The organism is Streptomyces sp. NPDC047117, from assembly GCF_040643545.1.
Classification (GTDB): Bacteria; Actinomycetota; Actinomycetes; order Streptomycetales; family Streptomycetaceae; genus Streptomyces.
The window spans coordinates 238376-262215 of record NZ_JBEYUN010000001.1 but is presented as its reverse complement, the minus strand read 5'-3'; the positions used below and the strand labels follow the sequence as shown (position 1 = coordinate 262215).

The following is a 23840-nucleotide window of genomic DNA, read 5'->3' as shown; positions in this document are numbered from 1 at the left end:
CCGGAGCACCCGTGAGTACGTCGCCCTGCGCCACCCCGGCCCCCGTACGGCTGCTGATCTGCGACGACCACGCCGTCGTACGCGCCGGGCTGCTCGCTCTGCTGGGCAGTGCGCCGGACATCGAGGTCGTCGGCGAGGCCGGCAGCGGCGAGGAGGCGGTCGCGCTGGCTGCGAAGCTCGTACCGGACGTGGTCCTCATGGATCTCCAGCTCGGCCCCGGCATCGACGGCGTCGAGGCCACCCGCCGCATCACAGCGCTCCAGGACGGCGCCCCGTACGTGCTGGTGCTCACCACCTACGACACCGACGCGGACATCACCCGCGCCATCGAGGCCGGCGCCACCGGCTATCTCCTCAAGGCCGAACGGCCCGAGGAACTGTTCGCCGCGATCCACTCCGCCGCGCAGGGCCGCACCGCGCTGTCGCCGCCCGTCGCGGGCCGGGTCATGGCCCGTATGCGCAGCCCGCGCCCCTCCCTCACCGCACGCGAGCTGGACATCCTCGGCCAGCTCGCCCACGGCCTGGGCAATCGCGACATCGCGCGCACGTTGTTCATCAGCGAGGCCACCGTGAAGACGCATCTCGGCCGCATCTACGACAAGCTCGGCGTCGACACCCGGGCCGGCGCGGTCGCGGTCGCCAAGGAACAGCGCTTGCTGCCCTGAGCCGCGGGAGCGACCCGGCACGCCGATTACCGGTCACAGGTCTCCGGACACGGTGCGGGTGACGGCCGCCACGGCCGTCCGACGTCCGGCTTTGTATCCTCGGCAGGCGTCATCCGCCGAAGATCACGCACCGTGAGCAAGCGCGCCACCCGGGAGAGGACACCGTATGACCACCGAGCTCAGCCCCGACGCCCTGACCGGCCTTCTCGACCGTGCCCGCCAGGACTACCAGGACCTCGTCGGACGCGGGCTCTCGCTCGACCTCACCCGCGGCAAGCCCGCGCCGGAGCAGCTCGACCTCGCCGAGGGCCTGCTCAGCCTGCCCGGCAGCGGGCAGCACACCGCGGCCGACGGCACGGACGTACGCAACTACGGCGGTCTGCAGGGCCTGCCGGAGCTGCGCGAGATATTCGCCGAGGTGCTGGGGGTGCCGGCCGCGCAGCTGCTCGCGCTCGGCAACTCCAGCCTGGAGCTGATGCACGACTGCCTCGTGCACGCCCTGCTGGGCGTGGTCCCCGGTGCGGAGTCGCGGTGGGCGGACCAGGAGCGCATCGCGTTCCTGTGCCCGGTGCCCGGTTACGACCGGCACTTCTCGCTCTGCGAGCGGTTCGGGATCGACATGATCACGGTGCCGATGACGCCCGAGGGCCCGGACATGGATGTCGTGGAGCGGCTCGTCGCCGAGGACCCCGCGATCAAGGGCATCTGGTGCGTACCGAAGTACAGCAACCCCACCGGTGACAGCTACAGCGACGCGACCGTGGCCCGGCTCGCCGCCATGCCGACCGCGGCCCCCGACTTCCGGATCTTCTGGGACAACGCGTACGCCGCACACCACCTCACCGACGAGCCCGTCGAGATCGCCGACCTGCTCGCGGCCTGCGCCGAGGCCGGCAATCCCGACCGGGCCTTCGTCTTCGGCTCCACCTCGAAGATCACCGCGGCGGGTGCGGGCGTCGCCTTCTTCGGCTCGTCGCCGGAGAACGTGCGGTGGCTCCTGGCCAACAACTCCAAGCGGTCGATCGGCCCGGACAAGATCAACCAGCTGCGCCACGTGCTGTTCCTGCGCGACGCCGACGGGGTGCGGGCCCACATGGAGCGCCAGCGCGCCCTGCTTCAGCCCAAGTTCGAGGCGGTCGCGCGGATCCTGGAGGCCGAGCTCGGCGGCACGGGCCTCGCGACCTGGACGTCCCCCAAGGGCGGCTACTTCGTGACCCTCGACGTCCCGGACGGCTGCGCCAAGGAGGTCGTACGCCGCGCCGCCGAGGCCGGCATCGTGCTGACCCCGGCCGGCGCCACCCACCCGTACGGCAACGACCCGCGCGACGCGGTCATCCGGATCGCCCCCAGCTACCCGAGCCCGGCCGAACTGGAGCAGGCGATCGAGGGCCTCGCCACCTGCGTCCGCCTGGTCGGCTACGAGCAGCGCGCCGCCTGAGCCGTTCCCGCCACTACTGGCAGTCCTGCGGGGCTGCGTCCTCCACAGTCCTGCGGGGCTGCGTTCTTCGGAGGGCGCAGCCCCGCAGTTCATTTAGGCCAGGAAGCGTGGCCGGTGCCCCGGTGCTAGTGCGCCGCGAGCCTCTCCACCAGCCCGATTCCCCGCGCGAGCAACTCCCGCTCTTCGCCGGTGAGCTCCGCGTCAATGGCGCGCGCAAGCCAGTCCGCCCGGCGTCCCCGCTCCTCCTCCAGCAGTGTCTGCCCCGCTGGGGAGAGCTCGACCAGGCTCTTGCGGCCGTCGGTCGGATGCGCCCGACGCGTGATCAGCCCCTGCTCCATGAGGAGTCCAACGGCTCGGGCCATGGACTGCGGGCGCACCCGCTGATCGGTCGCCAGTTCGCTCGTCGTCATCGCACCGCTGCGGTCCAGCGCGCCAAGGACGGCCACCTGGCCGAGCGGCATCTGGTCCTCCAGCTTCACGCGCCGCGTGAGCTTTCCCATCGCAGTGCGCAGTTCGGCCGCGACGGCGGCGGATTCCGGAAGAGGCATACCGAATTTTAACGCAGCACGGCTGCACAGCAGAACTGCGCAGCAAGACTGAACAGCACAGCTAAACAGCACAACTGCACAGCATTGCTGTAGAGTGCGCTGCGCCGGGTTCCGCGCCACCGTCGCCGCAGCCGAACCCCGGCATGCGACAACGGGAAGGGCTCCCATGACAGCCATCACCTCCGTCACCGGCCGCAGCGTCCTCGACAGCAGGGGCAACCCCACCGTCGAAGTGGATGTGGAACTGGCGGACGGATCCATCGGCCGGGCCGCGGTCCCCTCCGGCGCTTCGACCGGCGCCCGCGAGGCCGTCGAACTCCGCGACGGCGACCCCGCACGCTGGCACGGCAAGGGCGTCGACCAGGCGGTACGCCACGTCAACACGGAGCTGGCAGTCGCCGTCACCGGCCGCGAGGCCGAGGATCAGGCCGGCCTCGACGCCGTGCTCGCCGCCACGGACGGCACCCCCGCCAAGTCCCGGCTCGGCGCCAACGCGATCCTCGGAGTCTCTCTGGCCGCCGCCAAGGCCGCGGCCGCAGCGCACCGCCTGCCGCTCTACCGCTACCTCGGCGGCTCCGACGCCCGGCTGCTGCCCGTACCGATGATGAACATCGTCAACGGGGGCGCGCACGCCGACAATCCCCTGGACTTCCAGGAGTTCATGATCGCCCCGATCGGCGCGGAGACCTTCGCCGAGGCCGTGCGGATGGGGTCCGAGATCTTCCACACCCTGCGCCGCGACCTCCTCGCCGCCGGGCACTCCACGGGCGTGGGCGACGAGGGCGGCTTCGCACCGGCCCTGCGTACCGCCGAGGAGGCCCTCGACTTCGTGGTGGCCGCCGTCGAGCGCACGGGCTACCGGCCGGGCACGGACATCGGCCTGGTGATGGACCCGGCGTCGTCCGAGTTCTTCCGCGAGGGCGTCTACGACTACAGCGGGGAAGGGGTGCGGCGCACGCCCGCCGAAAACGCCGACTACCTGGCCAAGCTGATCGACGCGTACCCCATCGTGTCGATCGAGGACCCGATGGCCGAGGACGACCTGCCGGGGTGGCGGGAGCTGACCGCACGGGTCGGTGCGCGCTGCCAGCTCACCGGCGACGACGTGTTCTGCACCAACGAGACCCTCCTGCGCGAGGGGATAGGCTCCGGCGTCGCCAACTCGGTCCTGGTGAAGGTCAATCAGATCGGCACCCTGACGGAGGCCCTGGCCACCGTCAACGCCGCCCACCGCGCGGGCTACACCGTCGTCATGTCGCACCGCTCGGGAGAGACGGAGGACACGACGATCGCGGACCTGGCGGTGGCCACGGGCTGCGGCCAGATCAAGACCGGATCACTGTCCCGCTCCGACCGCACCGCCAAGTACAACCAACTCATCCGTATCGAGGAGGAGTTGGGCGACAGCGCCCAGTACGCGGGTACGGAGGCGCTGCGACTGCGCCACTAACGCCCGACCGGCGGCGGAGCGTACGGTTCCGTGCTTCGTCATTTCCGTGCTCCGTCATTGACGGAGGCCGACGCGGTGGTGGTCACGCCGCGTCGGCCTGCGCGTGGACGGCGGCCGGGGCCGGGGTGCGCAGTACGGCGGCGGTGCAGGCGGCGACCGCGCACAGGGCGGCGGGCAGCAGGAACGTGAGGTTGAGCGGGGCGAGGTGGGTCAGCGGCCCGATGACCGCGGGCCCGGCGAGCATGCCGAGGTAGCCGAGCCCGGCCACGCGTGAGACGTTCACCCCGGCCGCGTCCTGGTCGGCGTGGCCCGCCGCGCTGAACAGCTGCGGGATGCAGCCGGACAGGCCGGTCCCGAAGACGGCCCAGCCCACCAGCGCGAGCGGCACCCACGGCGAGAGCGCCGCCACCGTCAGGCCGATCCCGCCGAGCGCGGCGCCGTAGCGGAGCACGGCCACCGCGCCGAACCGGCCCGCCACCCGGTCCGCGAGGAACCGGCCGACGGTCATGGCGGTGGCGAAGGCGCCGTACGCGAAGGCCGCGGTGGCGGCCGGCGCGTCCAGTACGTCCTTGAGATGCAGCACGCTCCAGTCGTTGGCCACCCCCTCGCAGAGCATCAGCATCAGCGCGAGCACGGCCATGAACCAGATACGCCGCGGCGTCCGGGCGCGGCGCGGCGTATCGGTGCGCGAAGCCGCCTGGGTGCCGGAAGTCGGCCCGGTGCCGGCAGCAGCCGTCCCGGCGTCCGAAGCCGTCCCGGCAGCGTCCGCCCCGGCGGCGGCGCTGGGCCCGGTGCGCTCCGGCCGCAACAGTCCGCCGGTCGCGGCACCGGCCGCGACAATGCCGAACAGTGCCACCCCGCCGAGGGTGGCCGCGGGGCTCCAGCCCCAGCTCAGCGTGCGGGCACCGATGAGCGCCGCGAGGACGCCGCCGATGGAGAAGGTGGCGTGGAAGGCGGACATCACGGGGCGGCCGTACCCCCGCTCGACCTGCACGGCATGCGCATTCATGCTCACGTCGAGGCAGCCGTTGCCGAGCCCGAGCAGCAGCAGGGCGCCGGCGAGCGCCCAGGCGCTGCCGGCCAGGCCCGGCAGGACGACGGCCGCGCTGCACAGGGTGGCGCTGAGTGGCACAACGGTCCGCGCGCCGAGCCGATCGGTGAGCGGCCCGGCTATCTGCATGCCCGCGAAGGCTCCCAGGCCGAGCAGGAGCAGGAGCCAGCCCAGCACCGCGTGGCTGATCCCCGTCCGCTGCTCGATCGTGGGGATGTGGACGATCCACATGCCCAGGAGAAAGCCGTTCAGGGCGAAGTAGGCGAAGGTGGCCACTCGGCCGTACCGCAGAGATCTCTCCATGCGGCGAACCTATCGAACAAACACAATGTTCGTAAGCTTGCTTTACGAACATCTTGGGTGTTCTATCGTAGGGTGGCAACGACAGCGAGCACAGACCGGCTGAGGCGCATCACCGAGGCCGTACGCGAGGCGGGCCGGATGGGCGTCGCCGAACTGGCCGAGCTGACCGGCGCGTCGGAGATGACCATCCGCCGCGACCTGGAAGCACTGGCCGGCCAAGGCGTCCTGGAGCGTTACCGAGGCGGCGCGCGCAGTCTTCTGCTGCGCGGCGAGGAGCCGCCGTTCGCACTACGGGCCCAGGAGGGCATCGCCGCCAAGAGGCGCATCGCCGCGGCGGTCGCCGACCTGCTCACCGATGGCGAGTCCGTCGTCCTCGACAGCGGCACCACCTGCCTGGAGGTCGCCCGCGTACTGGAATCCCGGCGGCTGACCGTGATGCCGCTGTCCCTGCACGCGGTGAACGCGCTGACCGGCGCGCCACGCCTGACCCTGCTCGTCCCCGGCGGCCGCCCCAGACCGGGCGAGCTGGCACTGACCGGCCCCCTGACCGAGGCGTCGCTCACCGCGCTCCGCTTCGACACCGCGGTCATCGGCTGCTGCGGCCTGACCGCGGCGACCGGCCTGACCGCCTACGACCTGGAGGACGCCGCGGTCAAGCGCACCGCGATCGCCTCGGCCCGCCGCGTCATCGCCGTCGCCGAGGCGGACAAGCTCTCCCGCACGGCCCTCGCCCTCGTCGCACCGGTCTCCGCCCTGCACACCGTCATCACCGACGAGTCCGCACCGGACGAGGAGACGGACGCCCTGACCGCCGAGGGCGTGACGGTACAGAAGGTGTGACGGCACCCCGGTACGTAGAAGATGTGACCGCACCCCGGTACGTAAAAGGTGTGACCGCACCCCGGTACGCGACCCACGGCACGCAGAACTGCGTGACCGTCCCGACCACGCACGCGTACAGCACCGTCCCCGCTCCCACGGTCCCGCCGAGCAGCCGGCCCACCGCGAGCACGGTGATCTCCATCAGAGTGCGGACCAGCCGCAGAGAACGCCCGGTCACGGCGGCGGTGCCGGTCATCAGCCCGTCCCGCGGCCCCGGGCCGAGGCGTGCCCCGACGTAGACGGCCACGGACAGTCCGTTGAGGAGCACCCCGCCGACCAGCAGCGCGATCCGGGCCGGCAGCCCGAGGTGCTGGGGGAGGAGCAGGAGGCCGAGGTCGGCGGAGCCCGCCAGCACGACGATGTTGGCGACCGTGCCGAACGTCGGCCGCAGCTTGAGAGGAATCCACAACACCAGGACGAGAACGCCCAGTACGGCACTGACCGTGCCGAAGCTCAGGGACGTACGCTCCGCCAGCCCCTCGTACAGCACGCTCCACGGATTGACGCCCAACGAGGCCCGCACCAGCACCGACAGGCTGAAGCCGTACAGAGCGAGGCCGACGAACAGCTGAGTCAGCCGCCGCAACGGCCGCTCGCGGAGGGAGAGACAGGTGAGCGGGGGCAAGTCCCCCCGTAGTCGCAGCCGTTTCCCCTGCTGTCCCTGTCCCTGTTGCTGCCGTGCCATGCCCGTCGCCTCCGCAATGCATCCGTGTGCCGCGCCCTCGTGGCCGGCCATTGCGAGCAACTCTGTACAGTGATCGGCTCGGTTCCCATGGCCAATCCCGGAAGAATGGTATGGCTGACGCGTCTCCGCCCTCCTAGGCATCGGCATTTGCTGACCCACTGGGCCGGCCTGCGCATCGGCTGGCTGCGCGCGCCCGCCGGGCTCGTGACGGAACTCGCCGGTCAGCGGGTCGTCACCGACATGGGCGGCTCGGTCCTGGACCAGCTCCTCGCCCTGGACCTGCTCGACCGCGCCGACGCACTCCTGCCGGACCGTCTCCAGCAGCTCCGAGACCAACGAGCCGCTCTGGCGCAGGCATTGACCCAACACCTCCCGCAGTGGCGCTGGCACCTGCCGCCCGGCGGCCTGTCGCTCTGGGCAGACCTGGGCGAACCCATCGCCACGGCCCTCGCCGAGCAGGCGTGGGAACACGGCGTACGCATCGAGAGTGGGGCCCACTTCGCCACGGACCCGGGCCTCTTCGAACAACGCCTCCGCATTCCCTACACCGCTCCGCCGGACACCCTCCGCGAGGCCGCACACCGCCTGGCCACCGCCCTCCCGGCCGCCCAGTCCCGGCCTGCTTCCTCCCGCCGACGCCCTCACTGGATCGCCTGAGAGCCGGTGGGCGGTGCGCCGGCGGCGTACTCGACTCGACCTCAGTGGCTGGAGCCCTCGACTTCGACTTCGGTGCGGTCGCCGGACCAGAGGGTGTGGAACGTGCCGTCCTTGTCGACGCGCTTGTAGGTGTGGGCGCCGAAGAAGTCGCGCTGAGCCTGTACGAGGGCGGCGGGGAGGCGCTTGGTTGCCAGCGAGTCGTAGTAGCTGAGCGCGGAGCTGAAGCCCGGGATCGGTACGCCGGAGAGGGCCGCCGTCGCGACGACGCGACGCCACGCGGCCTCGCCGTCGGCGACGGCCTGGGCGAAGTAGGGGGCCTCGAGCAGAGTGGCGATGTCCGGGTTCTCGTCGTAGGCCTCGGCGATGCGGTTGAGGAACTGCGCGCGAATGATGCAGCCGCCGCGCCAGATCTTGGCGATCCGGTCCTTGTGGATGTCCCAGCCGTACTTCTCCGCGCCGGCGATGATGGCGTCGAAGCCCTGCGCGTAGGCGACAACCTTGGAGGAGTAGAGCGCCTTGGCCACGTCGTCGGCGAAGGAGGAGTCGACGCTCTGCGCTGCCGGCCGCGAGGTGACGACTCGCTGCACCGCTTCGCGCTGTGCCGGCTTGGCGGAGACGGAGCGGGCGAAGACGGCTTCGGCGATGCCGCCCACCGGGATGCCCAGGTCGAGCGCGTTCTGCACCGTCCACACGCCGGTGCCCTTCGAGCCGGCCTGGTCGAGCACGATGTCGACGAACGGCTCACCCGTGGCGCGGTCGACCTGGCGCAGCACCTCAGCGGTGATCTCGATGAGGTACGACTCCAGCGAGCCCCTGTTCCACTCGGCGAAGACATCGGCGATGGCGGCCGGCTGGAGCCCGCCGACCGTGCGCAGCAGGTCGTACGCCTCGGCGATCAACTGCATGTCGGCGTACTCGATACCGTTGTGAATCATCTTCACGAAGTGGCCGGCACCGTCGGTCCCTACGTGAGTGACGCAGGGCTCGCCCTCGGCGACGGCCGCGATCGAGGCGAGGATGGGCCCGAGCGTCCGGTAGGACTCCTCCGAGCCACCCGGCATGATCGACGGGCCCTTGAGCGCGCCCTCCTCGCCACCGGAGATGCCGGCCCCGACGAAGTGAATGCCGGCGGGCGCGATCCGCTTCTCCCGGGCGATGGTGTCGTTGAAGTTCGCGTTGCCGCCGTCCACGATGATGTCGCCGGGTTCGAAGCGTTCGGCGAGCTGGTCGATCACCGCGTCCGTGCCCGCACCGGCCTTCACCATGATGATCGCGGTACGTGGCTTCGCCAGCGACGCCACGAAGTCGTCGATCGACTCACCGGCGACGAACCCCGCCTCAGGATGCTCGGCGAGCAGTTCTTCGGTACGGGCGTAGGTGCGGTTGTAAACGGCGACGGTGTTGCCCTCGCGGGAGGCGAGGTTGCGAGCCAGGTTCGAACCCATCACCGCCAGTCCGACGACGCCGATATTGGCTACCGATGTGTGCGTGTCCATGTGGGCCTCTCTCGTTCGGACAGTGCGCGGAGCGCCTTCCTGACGGCCACGTCGAGGTGCGCCGATGCCGACGGTGACACCGCGCCCATCCTCGCCGAGCGCCGCAAGCGCGTCGAGCCGCCTCGCCAGCGCCGAGCGACCGGAACGAGCCGAGGGATCCGATCTGCCGGGGCGACCCCGCCGCCGCTAGGCATGACCGGGGGCGGTCCCCAGCAGACCAACGCGGGGAACGATCACGAGTTACGCGTGCGGGTAGGCCTCAGGGGACGAGAACGATGCGTCCGCGCAGGCCGTCTTCGGCCAGCCGTGCGTGGGCTGCGGCTGCGGCGTCGAGCGGGTAGGTCTGTGCGACGCGGGCCATGACCACGCCGGATTCGGCGAGGTGGGACAGCTCGGCCAGTTGCGCGCTGTCGGCTCGTACGTCCAGGGCGTCGATGCGGATGCCGCGCTCGGTCTCCGGTTCCTGACCGGGCCACAGACCGATGTAGGTGCCGCCGTCGCGGACCGCGGCGAGCGCGTCACGCCCCACCGACGCGGCATCGAGCACACCGTCGAAGCCGGCAGCCACGGGCGCCTGGCCGCGGGTGAGGAAATGGTCGGCGCCGCGGGAGAGGAGGAACGCCTGGTCGCCGGCGGAGGCGGATGCCGTGACCTTTACCCCGCTGTGGTGGGCGAGTTCCACCGCGTGGGCCCCGACGCCACCGGCCGCACCGGTGACCAGCAGGCTCTGACCGGGGCTCAGTGCCAGCATCTGCAGTGCCTGGAGCGCGGACAATGTGTTGAGTGGCAGTGCCGCTGCGTGGGTGTCGTCCAGGGTGGCGGGGGCGGCCGCGACGGCGTGCGCATCGAGTACGGCGTACTCGGCGTGGGTGCCCAGCGGGGTGCGGTGGCCCGTGGCCAGGCCGATGACGCGCTCGCCCACCGACCGGTCCGTACCGTCGCCGACGGCATCGATGGTGCCGGCGACGTCCCAGCCCAGCCCGATGCGTTCGCCGTCGCTGCCGAAGACCCCGGCCCGCATGGCCGCGTCCACCGGGTTCAAGGCAGCGGCCGCCACCTTGATCCGTACCTGCCCAGGGCCCGCAACGGGCACCGGCAGCTCAGTGATCTCGACTGCCTCGGGCCCGCCGAAGCGGGACACGGTCGCGGCACGCATGAGCATGGTCTTCCTCCTCGGTACGGCGCTCGTCAACGGTCCGTGGCCGGTCGCACGGCTATGACATCGTTTCTTACGCTTAGTGCGTAGCCCCATCGTGGGTCAGGATGGATGCCGATACAAAAGGCACACGCGTGTGCGCAACGGAACGGAGCCTGCGATGGAAGCCGAGTCGCACGCCGGCCGGGCGGCTGCCCCGTCCGGGCCCTGCTCGCGCTGGCCGGCGGAGAAGGGGGAGACCATCCGCCAGATCGTCGAGCGGGCCGGGGACAAGTGGGCCGTACTCGTGATCGGCACGCTGGAGAACGGCCCCCTGCGCTACACCGACCTGCAGCGCTCCATCCCGGGCATCTCCCAGCGCATGCTCACCCACACCTTGCGTCAGCTGCGGCGTGACGGTCTGGTCACCCGGACCGCCTACCCCGAGGTGCCTCCGCGTGTGGAGTACGCACTGACCGAGCTCGGCGGCACGCTGCTCGATGCCGTCACCGCGCTGATCGACTGGGCCGGTACCCACCACGACGAGATCTCCCAGAACCGCTCCCGCTTCGACCAGCAAGCGGCCAGGGGAACCTGAAGCCGCCTGAGTGACATGTGGGCCGTCCTGCTGTTGTTATGACCAGGGAAGGACCAGCGCTCCCCACGCAACGACGGGACCGAGCGCGACGATGCCGCCGGTGTAGCTGATGATCTGGCGGTAGAAGCGGCGGGTGTCGATGCCGCGGGCGTTGCTGAGGACGAGGGCGCCGTTGGTGGAGAACGGTGAGGTGTCGACAATCGTGGTGGACACCGCGAGCGCCGCGATCAGACCGGCCGCGCTGAGGTGGCTGGAGAGCAGCAGCGGGACGGCGAGCGGAATGATCGCGGTCAGGATCGCGGTGGAGGAGGCGAAGGCCGAGGTGATGGCCACGGTGAAACACAGCACCAGGGCCACGACGAGCGGGGCACCGAGGCCGGCGGCGTGCTGGGAGATGTCCTCGATGATGCCGGCCTTCTCCAGCATCGCGATGTACGTCATCATGCCCGCCACCAGCAGCAGAGTTGACCAGCTGATGCCGTCCACGGCCTTCTCCTGCCGCTCCATGTCCACCAGTGCCAGCAGCGCGCCGGCCACCAGGGCCAGGAAGCCGATCTCCAGCCGGAAGCCGAGCGCGCCGACCACCAGCGCGAGCAGACAGCCGAGGGTGAGCCACTGACGCCAGTCGGGTCTGCCGAACGCGGCGGGGTCCTCGCCGTCGGCCGTCTCGTGCGCCGTCCCGGCCAGCGGGGCGGGGCGCTTGGCGAGGAGTACGTACGTGAGGAGCGACAGCAGCAGGTTGATCACGAAGCTGGCGGTGAAGAGCGTCACGGGCGAGACGTGCAGCGTGGTGTCGTCGACCAGCCCCAGGACGAGGGCACCGGAGACGGCGAGGGGCGAGAAGGCCCCCGCGTGCCCGCCGCTGATCACCATCATTCCGGCCACCAGCGGGTTGATGCGGTAGCGGTGGGCGAAGTCCATCGCGATGGGTACGAGGAGCGCGACGGCGGCCGGGGTGAACGTGCCGAACGCCGTGAGCGTCGCGGCCACCAGGAACAACACCCAGGGAATGAGCGCCACCTTGCCTCGCACCAGCCGCACTCCCGCCGCGACGAGCCAGTCGATGGTGCCGTTGCGGCGAGCGACGGAGAAGAGATACGTGACTCCGACGATGGTCACGAAGAGTTCCACCGGGAAGCCCTCGAAGATCTCGTCCTCGGTGAGGCCGAGCGAGACGGTGCCGACGGCGAAGGTGGCGACGAAGGCGAGGATGCCCAGGTTGATCGGCAGGATGGTGCCGACCACGAACATCACCAGCAGCGCGCCTATGGAGATCACTTCAGTAGACATCATTGTCCTCGGTGCGGGGGGGGGGAGGGGGGAGGGGAGGAGCGCGCCCTGAGGGCGCGAGGTCAACCCGGTCCGGCAACGCGGGCCGGATACCCGGCAGGTAACCCGGGGCAGCTACCCAGGCCGGTAACCCGGGTCAGGCTGCTTGCGGCCGGTCCGACTCCGGTACGTAGATACGGGCGTCGGCGAGCAGTCGTGCCGCCCGCTGCACGGTGACGCGGCCCGGCAGGCCGTCCCGCAGGTCCGAGCAGCGCACCGCGATCACACCGGCGGGGGTGCCCAGACGAAGCCACTCACCGGCAGTGCGGCCCGCGGCCCGGGAGACCACGGAGTCCTCGCGCAGGGCCGCGGCCGCGACGGCGACGGCGGAGGTCAGGCCGATCGCGGGGTGCGGGGCGTTCATGGTGAGCATGCGTACGGAGACGTCGTAGTCCTGGGCCGCGACGCGTTCGCCGAGTGTGGTGGTGTACGCGACCGGCCGGCCGACCAGCCCCACCTTGGGGACCGCGTCGCCGGGTTCCTCGCCCGGCTCGATCAGGCCCATCAGTGGTGCGGCCGCGTGCCGGACGGTGCGCAGCCAGGGTGCGTCGGTACGCATCTGCTCCAAGGTCTCGGAGCCGGTGCGTGCGGCACTGGCGGCCTCGACGAGAACGACCGGCGCCCCGGCGTCCACCATGCTCACCAGCACCGGGTCAGCGGCCCCGACGCGCAGCTCCTGTGCGGCCAGTCCGGTGGGCAGCAGGGAGCCGGTGGTACGGCCCGCCGGGTCACGGAAGGTGAGGCCGACCGCGACCCCACCGGCGCGGGTGCCCGGTACGGTCTGCTCGCCGAAGTCGTGCGCCACGCCCCCGGTGGTGTCCACGAGTCCTTCGAGCACCGCGCCGGTGTTCATGTTGCGCATCACCACACGAGTCCGGTCCCCGGTGATCGGTACCAGGCCCTTCGCGACCGCGTACAAGGCGACGCCGGTGGCGCAGTTGCCGCAGTTGCTCGTCCACTCCACCGAGCCGGTGCCGATGCCGACTTGGGCGAAGAGGTAGTCGATGTCCGTTCCGGGGTCGGGTGAGGCGCTGACGATCGCGGCCTTGGAGGTGGTGGGGGTGGCCCCGCCGACCCCGTCGAGTTCCACCGGGTCGGTGGCGCCGTAGGCGGCGACCAGCAGTTTCTCCAGTGCGCCGAGTTCGGCGGGGACATGGACCTGGTGGAACAGCCAGCACTTGCTGGTGCCACCGCGGACCAGGGTCGCGGGAGTGTGCACGTCTGAGGCTCTTTCTCGATCAACGCGGGCGCTGGGAAGGTCCGGAGAACGGTTACGGGCGCGTTGCCAATCGGTGAACCCCTCCGGCGAATGCGAAGACCTTCGCAGAGGTGCGACTTGGGCACAATGGCAGTCAACTTCACCAGGGTTTAGCTCAGCTAAACTCAGCGCCATGCTGAACGTGCGCCATCTCCTGCTGCTCACCGAGGCCGCCGAACGCGGCTCCCTCACTGCCGCGGCCGAGGCGATGGGCATGACCACCTCCGCCGCCTCCCAGCAGATGTCCCTGCTGGAGCGCGAGGCCGGACAACCACTGATCGAGCGGCTGCCCCGTGGCATCCGCCCCACCCCGGCCGGCTCCGCGCTGGCCGAACGCGGGCAGGTCATCCGCCGCGAGCTGCGCGCCGCCCAGGCCGACTTGGAGTCCTTCGCCGACCTCGACCAGGGCACACTGCGGCTCGGTTCCTTCCCCACCGCGAGCGCCTCGCTCCTGCCGCTCGCCCTCACCCGCTTCCGCCGCCGGCACGCCGAGGTACGCATCGAAGTGCGCGCGGGCGTCCTGTCCGAGCTGTGCGAGATGCTGCACACCGGCGAGGTGGAGCAGGCGCTGCTGTGGGACTACGACTGGAACCGCCTCGAAGACCCGGCGCTCGCCCTCACCCACCTGCTCGACGACCCCACGGTGCTGGTGGTCCCCGCGGACTCGCCCCTGCGTACTCATCCTTCCGTGCGCCTGAGCGACCTGGCCGACCAGGAATGGATCATTCGAGCCGACAACCACCCTGTCGCCGATGTGCTGCGCCGCAGCTGCCGCCAGGCCGGGTTCGAGCCGCGTATCGCCTACGCGTCGCACGACTACCAAGAAGCGCAGGCCATGGTGGCCGCCGGGCTGGGCATCGCCCTCGCACCGCGGCTCGCCCTCACCAGCCGTCGCAGCGACGTCCGCCTGCTCCCCTTCGCCTCCGACGTGCCCGCCCCCACCCGCCGCATCCTGCTCGCCCACGCCCAGGCCCGGCCCACCACCCCGCCCGCCCAGGCGATGACCCGCGTCCTGCGCGTAGTGGCACAGCGCTTCGCTTCCTCGGGCCTGCACCGCGCCCAGCTCGGCGCGGTCCGACGGGGCTGAGCGGGTCGGCGACTTCCTGCGTTTCCCGGTAGCCGGGCTGGTCAGGGCTGCGCCCTTCCGTCGGCCGGCGCCCTTCCGTCGGCCTGCGCACTTCTGCCGACCGGCGTCCTGATGCGTCTAGGCGCGGCCAGTGTGCTCACGGACAAGAGGATGCGTTAGCGTTTTACCTGCGTTCGCAATAATTGCATGCGCGTGTTAAATCTTGAGGTGGCGCATCCGAACCAGGGCGCGTGTCGAAGGAAGGGTTGTCCCATGCATATCGATCTGTCCGGCCGTACCGTGATCGTCACGGGCTCCACCGCGGGCATCGGCCGTGCCATCGCCGTGGCCGCCGCCCGTGCCGGCGCCGCGGTCGTCGTCAATGGCCGCGACGAGAGCCGCACCGCCCAGGCAGCTCAGGAGATCGTCAAGGAGACCGGCTCCGACCGGGTCCGCGCGGTGGCCGCCGACGTGTCCACCGCCGAGGGCACCGACGCCCTGATCGAGGCGGTCCCCGACGGCGACGTACTGGTCAACAACACCGGCATCTTCTCCGCCACCCCCGTCTTCGAGATCCCCGACGCCGAATGGCAGCGCTTCTTCGACGTCAACGTGCTCAGTGGCATCCGGCTGGCCCGCCACTACGCACCGCGGATGGCCGAGCGGGGCTGGGGCCGGGTGCTGTTCATCTCCAGCGAGTCGGCGGTCATGACGCCGACCGAGATGGTCCACTACGGCATGACCAAGACCGCCCAGCTCGCCGTCTCGCGCGGTATGGCGCAGGAGCTGGCCGGCACCGGTGTCACCGTCAATTCCGTCCTGCCCGGCCCCACACTGACCCCCGGCGTCGAGGAGTTCATCGCCGACCGGGTCGGCCCCGGCACCTCCTTCGCGGAGGCCGAGGCCGCCTTCATCCGGCAGGAGCGGCCCACCTCGCTCCTCGGCCGCCTCATCCGGCCGGAGGAAGTGGCCGCGCTGGCCGTGTATGCGGCATCCGAGCACGCTTCCGCGACCACCGGCGCGGCGCTGCGCGTCGACGGCGGCGTGGCACCGACCCTGATTCCCTGACGAGCCCGCAGCTTCCCTGCCGGACCCGCACCGACGGGCCCGCACTGGCGAGCCCGTAGGGACGAGCCCGCCCTGCCGGACCCGTACCGACGAACCGTACCGACCTGCACGGACGACGACCGACCACCGTGCGAAAGGACTGCACCCCCTCATGAACCCCTCGACATCGATTCCGAACGTGACGCTGAACAACGGTGTGGCCATGCCGCAGCTGGGCTTCGGTGTCTTCCAGGTCCCCGACGACGAGACCACCGCCGCCGTCACCAGCGCCCTGGAGGCCGGCTACCGCAGCATCGACACCGCCGCCGTCTACGGCAACGAAACCGGCGTCGGCCGCGCGCTGGCCTCCTCCGGCATCGCCCGCGACGACCTCTTCGTCACCACCAAGCTGTGGAACGACGACCAGGGTTACGACGCCACGCTGGCGGCCTTCGACGCCTCGCTGGCCAAGCTGGGCCTGGACCACGTCGACCTGTACCTGATCCACTGGCCGACCCCGGCCCGCGACCGGTACCTCGACACCTGGCGCGCCTTCGAGAAGCTGCTCGCCGACGGCCGCACCCGTGCCATCGGCGTGTCGAACTTCCAGCCCGCGCACCTGCAGCGGCTGCTGGACGCCTCCGGCATCGTCCCGGTGGTCAACCAGATCGAGCTCCACCCCGGCCTGCAGCAGAGCGAACTGCGCGCCTTCCACGCCCAGCACGGCATCGCCACCGAGGCCTGGAGCCCGCTCGCGCAGGGCGCACTGCTGAAGGACGAGGCCATCACGGCCATCGCGGAGCGGCACGGCAAGACGCCCGCCCAGGTCGTGCTGCGCTGGCACCTGCAGATCGGCAACGTCGTGATCCCCAAGTCGGTCACCCCGGCCCGCATCCGCGAGAACCTCGACGTCTTCGACTTCACCCTGAGCGACGCGGACATCGACGCCATCACCGCCCTCGACCAGGGCATGCGAACGGGTCCCGACCCCGACACCCTCAACTGACGGAGTGTCGCCGCCCCCGGGTGTCTCGCTCAGGAGGTGCCCGGTGGGTGGGTGTCCGGGGTCAGGGTGGTGATCAGGCGGCGTACCTCTCGTAGGGATACGTCGGTGGCCGGTACGTGGGCGAGGACTACCGTGAGGGCGTCCTGAAGGAGGGGTACCAGTCTCCCGGTCCGGAGGGCGGGGGCGGCACGGTGGAGGAGGTCGCGTACCGCCGACTCCGTCCAGTGGCATCCGTTCAGGGTCTCGGCGAACCGGTGCTCCTCCGGGAGCGGTACCCACTGCCCCGCGGCGAAGTCTGCCCGCAGAGCGGTGGCCCCGCGGTTCAGACTCCGCCAGCTCCAGTCCGCGCCGCCCAGCTCCGGGTGGTCGCGGCCCGGCCGCGTCTCCTGGCAGAACCGGCACAGCCACACCGTGCGCTCGGGGCCGATCGCGGGCTGGAGTGCCACCGCGAGCTCGGGCAGGGCGGGCGTGGGCTCGGGGCAGAGATGGCAGGGCAGCGCGACGGGTACGGGGTACCGCTGTTCATGGTCGACAGAGAGGGTCACACCTGCTCAACGCCCGTTCGAATGGGTCGTGACGTGGGCGGGCGGAAGGTTTACGTTTTTTGCCCGATCTTTTCCGTTCGGATGGTGACCGCTATGTCGGCCGGACGGTGGGCCGCCCCTCCTGCCGGCCAGTGGCATGCATCGCCAGAATGAACGGATGACCGCCACCTCACGCGCCCACTCGTTCAACGCGGCCGCCGCGCAGTACGGCGCGAACCGCCCCTCCTATCCGGCCGCTCTCCTGGACACGGTGGAAGAACTCACGGGGCGTCCCCTCGCGGGCTCCCGTGTCGCCGATGTCGGCGCGGGCACCGGCATTGCCACCGCGCTACTGCGCGAGCGCGGCGCCGAGGTGGTCGCCGTGGAGCCCGGCGACGGTATGGCCGCCGAATTCGCCAGGACGCTCCCCGGCGTACCGATCGTCCGGGGTGACGGCAACGCACTGCCCCTCGCCGATGCCTCCCGCGACCTCATCACCTATGCGCAGTCCTGGCACTGGACCGACCCCGACCGTTCCGTCCCCGAAGCGCTGCGGGTCCTGCGGCCGGACGGCGCGCTCGCCGTCTGGTGGAACCTCGGCGATACGGACGTCCCGTGGATCGGCGCGCAGAAGGACCGCATCGCGCGCCACTGCGGCGTGGCCCCGCCCGCCGCGGCGCGCCCCGACGACAGCCGCGCCGCCCGGCTCGCGGGACTCGGCCGGCCGGGGCTCCGCTTCGCGCGCCGCCGGCTCCAGTGGACCCGTACCGTCCCGCTGGAGACCCATCTCGCCAACGTGACCAGCCACTCGGCGTTCCTCGTCCTCGGCGAGGCGGCCACCCGGGCCTTCCTCGCCGAGGAGCGCACGCGTCTGCGCGAACTCTTCCCGGACGGCACGGTGGAGGAGTCCTACCTGGTCGATCTGCTGGTGGCGGCGCGCTCCTGAGCCGTACGCCGGTTCGCTCCCGCGCGGTGAGGACGCTGGACCCGTCAGCTCTCGGCTGCGGGCCCGGAGGCCGACCGGTACGTGCACACCTGGACGCCCGTGCCGCTGGTGACGGACGAGACCAGCTCGAACGTGCGCAGCGCACCGTCGTCCGGGAAGATCGTTTTGCCGCCGCCGAGCAGTACCGGCTCGATCATCAGCAGGAGTTCGTCCACCAGGCCCTCGTGCAGGAGCGTGCGGACGAGCGTGGGGCTCCCCATGACCCACAGGTCGCCGCCGTCGGTCCCGCGCAGCTCCCGGATGCGGGCGAGAGCGTCGTCGCCCGGAATGAGTGTGGTGTTGTGCCACGTCAGTTCGTCGTCGCCGAGCGTGCGGGACACGACGTACTTCGGAATGGCGTTCATCCGGTCGGCGAACGGGTCGCCGGCCCGCTCGGGCCACGCCCCGGCCATCGTCTGCCACGTCCGGCGTCCGAACAGCAGCGCCCCGGCCCGGCCCATCGCCGCGTCGATGGCGCCGCCCATCACTTCCGGGTCGAAGAACGGGTGCGACCAGCCGCCGTGGGCGAACCCGCCGTCGACGTCCTCCTTCGGACCGCCCGGCGCCTGCACGATGCCGTCCAGGCTCATGAACTCACTGACCACGATGCGCATCGGACCACTCGCTCCTCTGTCTCGCGCCGGGTGCGGCGACGGACCGGACTGTCCGCCGTACTGCCCCGGTGCGCTCTCCACCCGCCCATCATTGCGCTCGTGCGCGGCCGGGGCGGGGAGGACGGGCGCGGAGTCCGGAGTCGTACCTTCGCGATGTCCCGCGGCGTCCTAACCCGCGGGTGCCGGGTCGAGGCGGTAGCCGGCTCCGTCGGGGCGGAGGTAGCCGGCGGTGGGCGGCGGGAAGTGGCTGCCGAGGACGAGAGTGCCGGTCCCGGCGAGCGAGGCGAGCAGGTCACGGCGGGTGGCGACGGCCTGTGCCGGGTCGATGTCGACGCAGCTGGAGAGGTCGGGGCGGCCGAACTGGACGGGGTGGTGGACACAGTCACCCGTGATCAGGGCCGACTGCCCGGCATCACTCAGCCGGACGGCGACCTGGCCGGGAGTGTGTCCCGGAGTGGGGACGAGAGTGACGCCGGGGGCGATCTCCGCTCCGGCGGCGGGGACGTCGACCGGGTCCAGCAGGCCGTGGTCGTACACCGGATGGACGGAGTCGCGGAACATCTGGCGGCGTGCCGCGTCCAGTTCGGCGGCCGACCAGTACGCCCACTCGTCGCGCGCCACCACGTACCGGGCGCGCGGGAACGTGGGCACCCACGCCCCTTCGTCCTCGTCGTACCGGGTGTTCCAGCCGACGTGGTCGGTGTGCAGGTGGGTGAGGACGACGAGGTCGATGGAGCCGGGCGGGAAGCCCGCCGCTTCGAGCCGGGTGAGGTAGTCGGTGTTCAGGTGGTTCCAGGCGGGGTTGGCGCGGTCCTTGCCGTTGCCGATGCCGGTGTCGACGAGGATGCGCAGGCCGCCCGCGCGTACGGCGAAGGAGTGGCTGGCGAGGCGCAGGCCGTGATCGGGCCGGGCGAAGTCGGGGCGCAGCCAGGGGGCCGCGGCGACCACGTCCGGGGTGGCGCCGGGGAGCAGCCAGGGGCCGGTCTCGGGCGGCAGTTCGGTCTCGTCGATGCGGTGGACGGTGATATCGCCGATGGTCCAGACGGGGGCGGGCATGCGGCTCCTCGGGTCGGGCGCCTTAAAGCGCAGAAGTTGCGTTAACGGTAGACTCGCGAAGCCACTAAAGCAAACGGTTTGCGTTAGTGGTCCGCGGCGTCCTACTGTCCGTACGGCGGACGGGCCCGGATGGTCCCGGAGGTCCCGGACGGTCCAAGACGGACGTACTGGCGCCGCCCCGTCCGCGCTGCCCAGTTGCTGCGGCATGACGCCCTTCCGCTCGACGCCCTTCCGCTCGATGTCCCCCGTCCGACGCCCTTTCCGAACGAACCCCGAAAAGGACCCGAATCAGCCATGTCTCTTCCTCCCCACACCCCGCGGACAGCCGCCGAGGCGGCCGAGCGTGCGGGAATCCCGTTGCGTGATGACCGGCACGCCGCCGTCGCCGCCACGGCCGACCACATCCTGGCCGTGGTCGGCCGCCTCCGGGAGCTCGACCTCGCGGACGTGCCGCCCGCCGCCGTCTACCTCCCCGACGGGCGGTGACCCCCGTGCAGCCCTACGAGCTCTCCCTCACCGAGGCGGCCGGCGCGATCGGTGACCGACGCCTCTCCCCGGTGGAACTGATCGACTCCCTCCTGGCCCGCATCGAGGAGACGGAGCCGCTGGTGAGCGCCTACGCGACCGTCACGGCGGAGCCGGCGCGCGAGCGGGCCGCCGCCGCGGAACGCGAGATCGCCGCCGGGCGGTACCGCGGCCCGCTGCACGGCATCCCGATGGCGCTCAAGGACCTGATCGACACCGCGGGCGTGGTCACCGCCTCCGGTTCCGCCGTACGCGCCGGCCGGGTGCCGGAGCGGGACGCCACCGTCACCGCGCGGCTGAAGCAGGCGGGGGCGGTGCTGCTCGGCAAGTCGCACACGCACGAGTTCGCCTACGGGCTGACGACGCCTCAGACCCGTAATCCGTGGGCGCCGGACAGGGTGCCGGGTGGCTCCAGCGGCGGGTCGGCCGCCGCGGTGGCCGCGGGGTCAGCGACCTTCGCGCTCGGCACGGACACCGGCGGCTCGATCCGGGTCCCGGCCGCGCTCACCGGGGCTGTCGGGCTCAAGCCGACGTACGGAACGGTGCCGCGGGACGGGGTGGCGGCACTGTCCTGGTCCCTGGACCACGTCGGCCCGATCACTCGCACGGTGCGGGATGCCGGGCTGGTACTGGCCGCCATCGCCGACCCCGGCCCGGACGGACAGGGACGCGGGGGCAACGGCGGCAACGGTCACGGCGAACAGCGCGCCCACGGTGAGCCGGATCTGCGCGGCGTCCGCGTGGGCGTCCCCGTCGACTACTTCTTCGACCATGTGGATCCCCAGGTGGAGGCCGCCGTCCGCACCGCGCTGGACCGCATGGCCGGTCTCGGCGCGACCCTGGTGGACGTGGCCGTCCCGCTGCACCGCTACATCCAGGCCGCCCACTGGGGGCTGATGGTGCCGGAGGCGACCGCCTACCACGCCACGGAGCTGGGTGGGGCGCCCGAGCTGTACGGGGACGACGTACGGGTGCTGCTGGAAGCGGGCGCACTGCTGCCGGCCGTCGACCACCTCCGCGCGCAGCAGGCCCGCACGCTGATGCGGCGGGAATGGGAAGGGCTGCTGCGGCAGGTGGACCTGATCGCGGCGCCGTCCGTGCCGGCCACCGCGGCATCGGCCGGGCAGCAGGCGTTCACCTGGCCGGACGGCACGGTCGAGGGGGTGGCCGATGCGTACGTACGGTTCAGCTCGCCCGCGAATGTGACCGGGCTGCCCGCGCTGTCGCTGCCGGTGGGCGCCGACAGCGCAGGGCTGCCGATCGGCATGCAGCTGATCGGGCGGCCGTACGGCGAAGCGGCGCTGCTGGACGCGGCGGACGCGTACGAGCGGGCCTTCGGGCCGGCCCCGCTGGCGGACGTGGTGGGGCACGCGCTCGTCGGTGGCCCGTCCGGACCCGCGTGATCGCCCGACCTTGAAGCAAAGATTCAGCGTTAAGGTGGTTAAGGTGAGGGGATGGGAGCAAAGCCGAAGAGCCGCCCGGGCGGGCGCAGCGCGCGTGTACAGGAGTCGGTGCACCGGGCCGTACGGGAGCTGGAAGCCGAACGCGGCCGCGCCGAGCTGACCGTCCCGCTGATCGCGGCGCGCGCCGAGGTCACTCCCTCGACGATCTACCGGCGCTGGGGCGACCTCCAGGTGCTGCTGTCCGACGTGGCGGTGGAGCGGCTGCGCCCGGAGGGGCCGCCCGCCGACCACGGCAGCCTGGCCGCGGACCTGGAGACCTGGTCGGTGGAGTGGCTGGAGGAGATGTCCTCGGCGGCCGGGCGCGCCTACATCCAGGACGCGGTGGCCGGGGACCGGGAGGGCGGCAACGCGGGACAGTGCTCGGCGTACGCCGCCGAGCAGGTCGCCGTGCTCCTGGACCGTGCCGTCGGGCGAGGGGAGCCGGCGCCCGATGTGGAGACGGTCCTCGACCATCTCGTGGCGCCGATGATGTACCGCATCCTCTTCCGCCCCGGCCTGCTGGACGCCGCCTACGCCCGCGGTCTGGCCCGAACTCTCCTCGCCCGCTTCACGACGGACGCCGGGAAGTAACGGCAACCGCGCGGCCCCGCCTCCCCGCACGGGCGGTGGGCGCGTCGGCCTGCCGCCACAGTCGCCGCGCCGGGCTTCTCAGCCGTGGCCGCGCCGGCTGTTGCTGTCGTCGCGCAGCTGATCGGTGCGCGTGGTCAGCGTGTCGATGCGGGCGGCGAGGTCGGGATGGCGCCGCTGGAGGTGCGGCCGGGCCGCGGTGAGCGGAGCGAGCAGGGTGGCCGGGTCGTCGTGCGCGAGGGCCTGGTTCAGGCGCGCCAGGGGAGTGCGGGAGGCGGCCGGGAGGTCGGTGAGGGCTGTGACTTGGCCGGCCAGGCTGCGCAGGTCGGCGGCGTGGTCGCGGGCCCAGGCGGTGACGCTGCGGTCGGCCGCGCGGCGGTCGCGGGTGGCCTGGACGCGCTGTTCGCCGGTGGTGCCGGCGGGCCCGGGGCGCTGCCGCAGGTAACGGCGTTCGGCGGCCTGACGGCTGGCGACGCCGAGCGGCTCGGCGAGGTCGGCCCAGCTGGCGCCCGCGTGCCGGGCCGTCTCGATCAGTCCGGTCTCCCAGCCGGCGAGCTGTTCGCGTACCTGGCGCAGCAACAGCAGGGCGGCCAGCGCCCGTTCCGGTCCGTCGGCGGGGGAGGGGGACGGTTCGGTGTCGCTGTGCTGGGCGGTGTGGACGGCGTCCTCGATGGCCTCCAGCGCCGCCGCGGCGGCGAGGAAGGAGGCGGGGTTGGTGTGATCGGCGGGGGACATGACCTTCTCGTTCTCCTCGGCGGCACCCTCGTCGGCTGTCGGCCGGCATCTTCCGCGGCCGGCCGATCGCAGTGTCGTCCTCTGGACGACACTCTCTTTGTCATCGTTCCGATGACATGCTACAACGGTGTCAGGTGAAGCGCATTGGCAGTAACTGCCTGAGCCCTCTGGAGGTGTATCCACATGTTGATGCGCACCGATCCCTTTCGTGAGTTCGACCGGCTCGCCCAGCACCTGATGGGTTCCGGTACGTGGTCACGCCCGGCGCCGATGCCGATGGACGCGTACCGCGAGGACGGCGCGTACGTAGTGGCGTTCGATCTGCCCGGCGTGGCGCCGGAGGCCATCGACATCGATGTCGAACGCAACGTGCTGACCGTCAAGGCCGAGCGCCGGCCGGTGGCGGACGGGGACAAGGTCCGGATGGACGTGTCCGAACGGCAGCTGGGCGTCTTCTCCCGCCGGCTGGTCCTGGCCGACACCCTCGACACCGCGCACATCACGGCTGATTACGACGCGGGGGTGCTGACCCTGCGCATCCCGGTCGCCGAGCGCACCGAGCCCCGCAAGGTCGCCGTCCGCAGGGGCTCGACGGACAAGCAGCTCTCCACCTGAGCCGCCACTCCCGCACATTGCGGCGCATCAACTCGCCCGCAGCGGTAACACGTCGGCAGACAACAGCAAACAACAGCAGACAACGGACGGAATCATGAGAAAGGCGCCTGCGACAGCGATGCACCCCCAGCCCGCCCCGGCC

The 23840-nt window shown here is 71.6% G+C and carries 25 protein-coding genes; 14 read left to right on the top strand and 11 right to left on the bottom strand.

Annotated elements, in window-relative coordinates; genetic code table 11:
• Nucleotides 1-11: 11 nt before the first annotated feature.
• Complete coding sequence (locus ABZ840_RS01235; RefSeq protein ID WP_361551311.1) at nt 12-665, top strand: response regulator transcription factor; 654 nt, start codon at nt 12-14, stop codon at nt 663-665.
• A gap of 166 nt (nt 666-831) precedes the next feature.
• A complete protein-coding gene (locus ABZ840_RS01230; protein WP_361551308.1) occupies nt 832-2103 on the top strand; it encodes an aminotransferase class I/II-fold pyridoxal phosphate-dependent enzyme in 1272 nt (423 codons plus the stop codon).
• 125 nt (nt 2104-2228) lie between these two features.
• Here the strand turns inward: ABZ840_RS01230 and ABZ840_RS01225 are convergent, their stop codons facing one another.
• Nucleotides 2229-2651 (bottom strand): MarR family transcriptional regulator, encoded by a 423-nt coding sequence (locus ABZ840_RS01225; RefSeq protein ID WP_361551305.1) that lies wholly within the window; start codon nt 2649-2651, stop codon nt 2229-2231.
• Nucleotides 2652-2817: 166 nt separating this feature from the next.
• Between ABZ840_RS01225 and eno the strand changes: the two genes are divergently transcribed.
• Nucleotides 2818-4101, top strand: a complete 1284-nt coding sequence (gene eno, locus ABZ840_RS01220; protein WP_361551302.1) for a phosphopyruvate hydratase — start codon at nt 2818-2820, stop codon at nt 4099-4101.
• 82 nt (nt 4102-4183) lie between these two features.
• On the opposite strand, the gene ABZ840_RS01215 is transcribed toward eno, so the two are convergent.
• Nucleotides 4184-5455 (bottom strand): MFS transporter, encoded by a 1272-nt coding sequence (locus ABZ840_RS01215; protein ID WP_361551299.1) that lies wholly within the window; start codon nt 5453-5455, stop codon nt 4184-4186.
• A 72-nt stretch (nt 5456-5527) separates the two neighbouring features.
• Here ABZ840_RS01215 and ABZ840_RS01210 point away from each other — a divergent pair, with 72 nt between their 5' ends.
• Nucleotides 5528-6295 carry a DeoR/GlpR family DNA-binding transcription regulator gene (locus ABZ840_RS01210; RefSeq protein WP_361551296.1) on the top strand — a complete coding sequence of 256 codons (768 nt, stop codon included), beginning with the start codon at nt 5528-5530 and terminating at the stop codon, nt 6293-6295.
• On the opposite strand, the gene ABZ840_RS01205 is transcribed toward ABZ840_RS01210, so the two are convergent.
• Nucleotides 6222-7022 carry a hypothetical protein gene (locus tag ABZ840_RS01205; RefSeq protein WP_361551293.1) on the bottom strand — a complete coding sequence of 267 codons (801 nt, stop codon included), beginning with the start codon at nt 7020-7022 and terminating at the stop codon, nt 6222-6224. The genes ABZ840_RS01210 and ABZ840_RS01205 overlap by 74 nt on opposite strands.
• A gap of 147 nt (nt 7023-7169) precedes the next feature.
• Between ABZ840_RS01205 and ABZ840_RS01200 the strand changes: the two genes are divergently transcribed.
• Entirely contained in the window at nt 7170-7679 is a 510-nt protein-coding gene (locus tag ABZ840_RS01200) for an aminotransferase class I/II-fold pyridoxal phosphate-dependent enzyme (RefSeq protein WP_361551290.1), read from the top strand.
• 41 nt (nt 7680-7720) lie between these two features.
• On the opposite strand, the gene gndA is transcribed toward ABZ840_RS01200, so the two are convergent.
• Both gndA and ABZ840_RS01190 read right to left on the bottom strand, forming a co-directional pair.
• The gene (gene gndA, locus ABZ840_RS01195) at nt 7721-9175 is read right to left on the bottom strand and encodes an NADP-dependent phosphogluconate dehydrogenase (RefSeq protein ID WP_361551287.1); all 1455 of its coding nucleotides are present in this window, start codon (nt 9173-9175) and stop codon (nt 7721-7723) included.
• 259 nt (nt 9176-9434) lie between these two features.
• The gene (locus ABZ840_RS01190) at nt 9435-10331 is read right to left on the bottom strand and encodes an NADP-dependent oxidoreductase (RefSeq protein ID WP_361552314.1); all 897 of its coding nucleotides are present in this window, start codon (nt 10329-10331) and stop codon (nt 9435-9437) included.
• 160 nt (nt 10332-10491) lie between these two features.
• Here ABZ840_RS01190 and ABZ840_RS01185 point away from each other — a divergent pair, with 160 nt between their 5' ends.
• Entirely contained in the window at nt 10492-10908 is a 417-nt protein-coding gene (locus ABZ840_RS01185) for a helix-turn-helix domain-containing protein (RefSeq protein WP_361551284.1), read from the top strand.
• Between the two features lie 36 nt (nt 10909-10944).
• Here the strand turns inward: ABZ840_RS01185 and ABZ840_RS01180 are convergent, their stop codons facing one another.
• Together ABZ840_RS01180 and ABZ840_RS01175 are read right to left on the bottom strand one after the other, a co-directional pair.
• A complete protein-coding gene (locus ABZ840_RS01180) occupies nt 10945-12198 on the bottom strand; it encodes an SLC13 family permease (RefSeq protein ID WP_361551281.1) in 1254 nt (417 codons plus the stop codon).
• A 136-nt stretch (nt 12199-12334) separates the two neighbouring features.
• On the bottom strand, nt 12335-13456 hold the full coding sequence (locus ABZ840_RS01175; RefSeq protein ID WP_361551278.1) for a PrpF domain-containing protein: 1122 nt from the start codon (nt 13454-13456) through the stop codon (nt 12335-12337).
• 172 nt (nt 13457-13628) lie between these two features.
• Between ABZ840_RS01175 and ABZ840_RS01170 the strand changes: the two genes are divergently transcribed.
• The 3 genes from ABZ840_RS01170 to ABZ840_RS01160 all read left to right on the top strand — a co-directional run bounded on the left by ABZ840_RS01170 (nt 13629) and on the right by ABZ840_RS01160 (nt 16614).
• On the top strand, nt 13629-14582 hold the full coding sequence (locus tag ABZ840_RS01170; RefSeq protein WP_361551275.1) for a LysR family transcriptional regulator: 954 nt from the start codon (nt 13629-13631) through the stop codon (nt 14580-14582).
• Nucleotides 14583-14834: 252 nt separating this feature from the next.
• Nucleotides 14835-15629: an SDR family oxidoreductase gene (locus ABZ840_RS01165; protein ID WP_361551272.1), complete on the top strand. Its 795-nt coding sequence runs from the start codon at nt 14835-14837 to the stop codon at nt 15627-15629.
• A 151-nt stretch (nt 15630-15780) separates the two neighbouring features.
• Nucleotides 15781-16614, top strand: a complete 834-nt coding sequence (locus ABZ840_RS01160) for an aldo/keto reductase (RefSeq protein ID WP_361551269.1) — start codon at nt 15781-15783, stop codon at nt 16612-16614.
• A 29-nt stretch (nt 16615-16643) separates the two neighbouring features.
• Here the strand turns inward: ABZ840_RS01160 and ABZ840_RS01155 are convergent, their stop codons facing one another.
• A complete protein-coding gene (locus ABZ840_RS01155) occupies nt 16644-17159 on the bottom strand; it encodes a hypothetical protein (RefSeq protein WP_361551266.1) in 516 nt (171 codons plus the stop codon).
• Between the two features lie 157 nt (nt 17160-17316).
• On the opposite strand from ABZ840_RS01155, the gene ABZ840_RS01150 reads away from it, so the two are divergent.
• Nucleotides 17317-18084 carry a methyltransferase domain-containing protein gene (locus ABZ840_RS01150; protein WP_361551263.1) on the top strand — a complete coding sequence of 256 codons (768 nt, stop codon included), beginning with the start codon at nt 17317-17319 and terminating at the stop codon, nt 18082-18084.
• A 44-nt stretch (nt 18085-18128) separates the two neighbouring features.
• Here ABZ840_RS01150 and ABZ840_RS01145 read toward each other — a convergent pair whose 3' ends face one another.
• The gene (locus ABZ840_RS01145; RefSeq protein WP_361551260.1) at nt 18129-18737 is read right to left on the bottom strand and encodes a dihydrofolate reductase family protein; all 609 of its coding nucleotides are present in this window, start codon (nt 18735-18737) and stop codon (nt 18129-18131) included.
• 168 nt (nt 18738-18905) lie between these two features.
• Nucleotides 18906-19793, bottom strand: a complete 888-nt coding sequence (locus ABZ840_RS01140) for an MBL fold metallo-hydrolase (protein ID WP_361551257.1) — start codon at nt 19791-19793, stop codon at nt 18906-18908.
• Nucleotides 19794-20087: 294 nt separating this feature from the next.
• On the opposite strand from ABZ840_RS01140, the gene ABZ840_RS01135 reads away from it, so the two are divergent.
• The 3 genes from ABZ840_RS01135 to ABZ840_RS01125 are packed head-to-tail and all read left to right on the top strand — an operon-like array spanning nt 20088 to nt 22351.
• Nucleotides 20088-20279: a hypothetical protein gene (locus ABZ840_RS01135; protein WP_361551254.1), complete on the top strand. Its 192-nt coding sequence runs from the start codon at nt 20088-20090 to the stop codon at nt 20277-20279.
• Nucleotides 20280-20284: 5 nt separating this feature from the next.
• Nucleotides 20285-21721, top strand: a complete 1437-nt coding sequence (locus tag ABZ840_RS01130) for an amidase (protein ID WP_361551251.1) — start codon at nt 20285-20287, stop codon at nt 21719-21721.
• 51 nt (nt 21722-21772) lie between these two features.
• On the top strand, nt 21773-22351 hold the full coding sequence (locus ABZ840_RS01125; protein WP_361551248.1) for a TetR/AcrR family transcriptional regulator: 579 nt from the start codon (nt 21773-21775) through the stop codon (nt 22349-22351).
• Nucleotides 22352-22429: 78 nt separating this feature from the next.
• Here ABZ840_RS01125 and ABZ840_RS01120 read toward each other — a convergent pair whose 3' ends face one another.
• Nucleotides 22430-23083: a type III effector protein gene (locus ABZ840_RS01120; protein WP_361551245.1), complete on the bottom strand. Its 654-nt coding sequence runs from the start codon at nt 23081-23083 to the stop codon at nt 22430-22432.
• A gap of 183 nt (nt 23084-23266) precedes the next feature.
• On the opposite strand from ABZ840_RS01120, the gene ABZ840_RS01115 reads away from it, so the two are divergent.
• The gene (locus tag ABZ840_RS01115; RefSeq protein ID WP_361551242.1) at nt 23267-23698 is read left to right on the top strand and encodes an Hsp20/alpha crystallin family protein; all 432 of its coding nucleotides are present in this window, start codon (nt 23267-23269) and stop codon (nt 23696-23698) included.
• The last annotated feature ends 142 nt before the right edge of the window (nt 23699-23840 follow it).

Coding starts and splice junctions, on each gene's coding strand:
- ABZ840_RS01170 (WP_361551275.1), top strand. CDS start 13,629: ATGCTGAACGTGCGCCATCTCCTGCTGCTCACCGAGGCCGCCGAACGC.
- ABZ840_RS01150 (WP_361551263.1), top strand. CDS start 17,317: ATGACCGCCACCTCACGCGCCCACTCGTTCAACGCGGCCGCCGCGCAG.
- ABZ840_RS01160 (WP_361551269.1), top strand. CDS start 15,781: ATGAACCCCTCGACATCGATTCCGAACGTGACGCTGAACAACGGTGTG.
- ABZ840_RS01180 (WP_361551281.1), bottom strand. CDS start 12,198: ATGTCTACTGAAGTGATCTCCATAGGCGCGCTGCTGGTGATGTTCGTG.
- ABZ840_RS01225 (WP_361551305.1), bottom strand. CDS start 2,651: ATGCCTCTTCCGGAATCCGCCGCCGTCGCGGCCGAACTGCGCACTGCG.
- ABZ840_RS01215 (WP_361551299.1), bottom strand. CDS start 5,455: ATGGAGAGATCTCTGCGGTACGGCCGAGTGGCCACCTTCGCCTACTTC.
- ABZ840_RS01145 (WP_361551260.1), bottom strand. CDS start 18,737: ATGCGCATCGTGGTCAGTGAGTTCATGAGCCTGGACGGCATCGTGCAG.
- ABZ840_RS01125 (WP_361551248.1), top strand. CDS start 21,773: ATGGGAGCAAAGCCGAAGAGCCGCCCGGGCGGGCGCAGCGCGCGTGTA.
- ABZ840_RS01165 (WP_361551272.1), top strand. CDS start 14,835: ATGCATATCGATCTGTCCGGCCGTACCGTGATCGTCACGGGCTCCACC.
- eno (WP_361551302.1), top strand. CDS start 2,818: ATGACAGCCATCACCTCCGTCACCGGCCGCAGCGTCCTCGACAGCAGG.
- ABZ840_RS01230 (WP_361551308.1), top strand. CDS start 832: ATGACCACCGAGCTCAGCCCCGACGCCCTGACCGGCCTTCTCGACCGT.
- ABZ840_RS01120 (WP_361551245.1), bottom strand. CDS start 23,083: ATGTCCCCCGCCGATCACACCAACCCCGCCTCCTTCCTCGCCGCCGCG.
- ABZ840_RS01115 (WP_361551242.1), top strand. CDS start 23,267: ATGTTGATGCGCACCGATCCCTTTCGTGAGTTCGACCGGCTCGCCCAG.
- ABZ840_RS01140 (WP_361551257.1), bottom strand. CDS start 19,793: ATGCCCGCCCCCGTCTGGACCATCGGCGATATCACCGTCCACCGCATC.
- ABZ840_RS01135 (WP_361551254.1), top strand. CDS start 20,088: ATGTCTCTTCCTCCCCACACCCCGCGGACAGCCGCCGAGGCGGCCGAG.
- ABZ840_RS01205 (WP_361551293.1), bottom strand. CDS start 7,022: ATGGCACGGCAGCAACAGGGACAGGGACAGCAGGGGAAACGGCTGCGA.
- ABZ840_RS01185 (WP_361551284.1), top strand. CDS start 10,492: ATGGAAGCCGAGTCGCACGCCGGCCGGGCGGCTGCCCCGTCCGGGCCC.
- gndA (WP_361551287.1), bottom strand. CDS start 9,175: ATGGACACGCACACATCGGTAGCCAATATCGGCGTCGTCGGACTGGCG.
- ABZ840_RS01190 (WP_361552314.1), bottom strand. CDS start 10,331: ATGCGTGCCGCGACCGTGTCCCGCTTCGGCGGGCCCGAGGCAGTCGAG.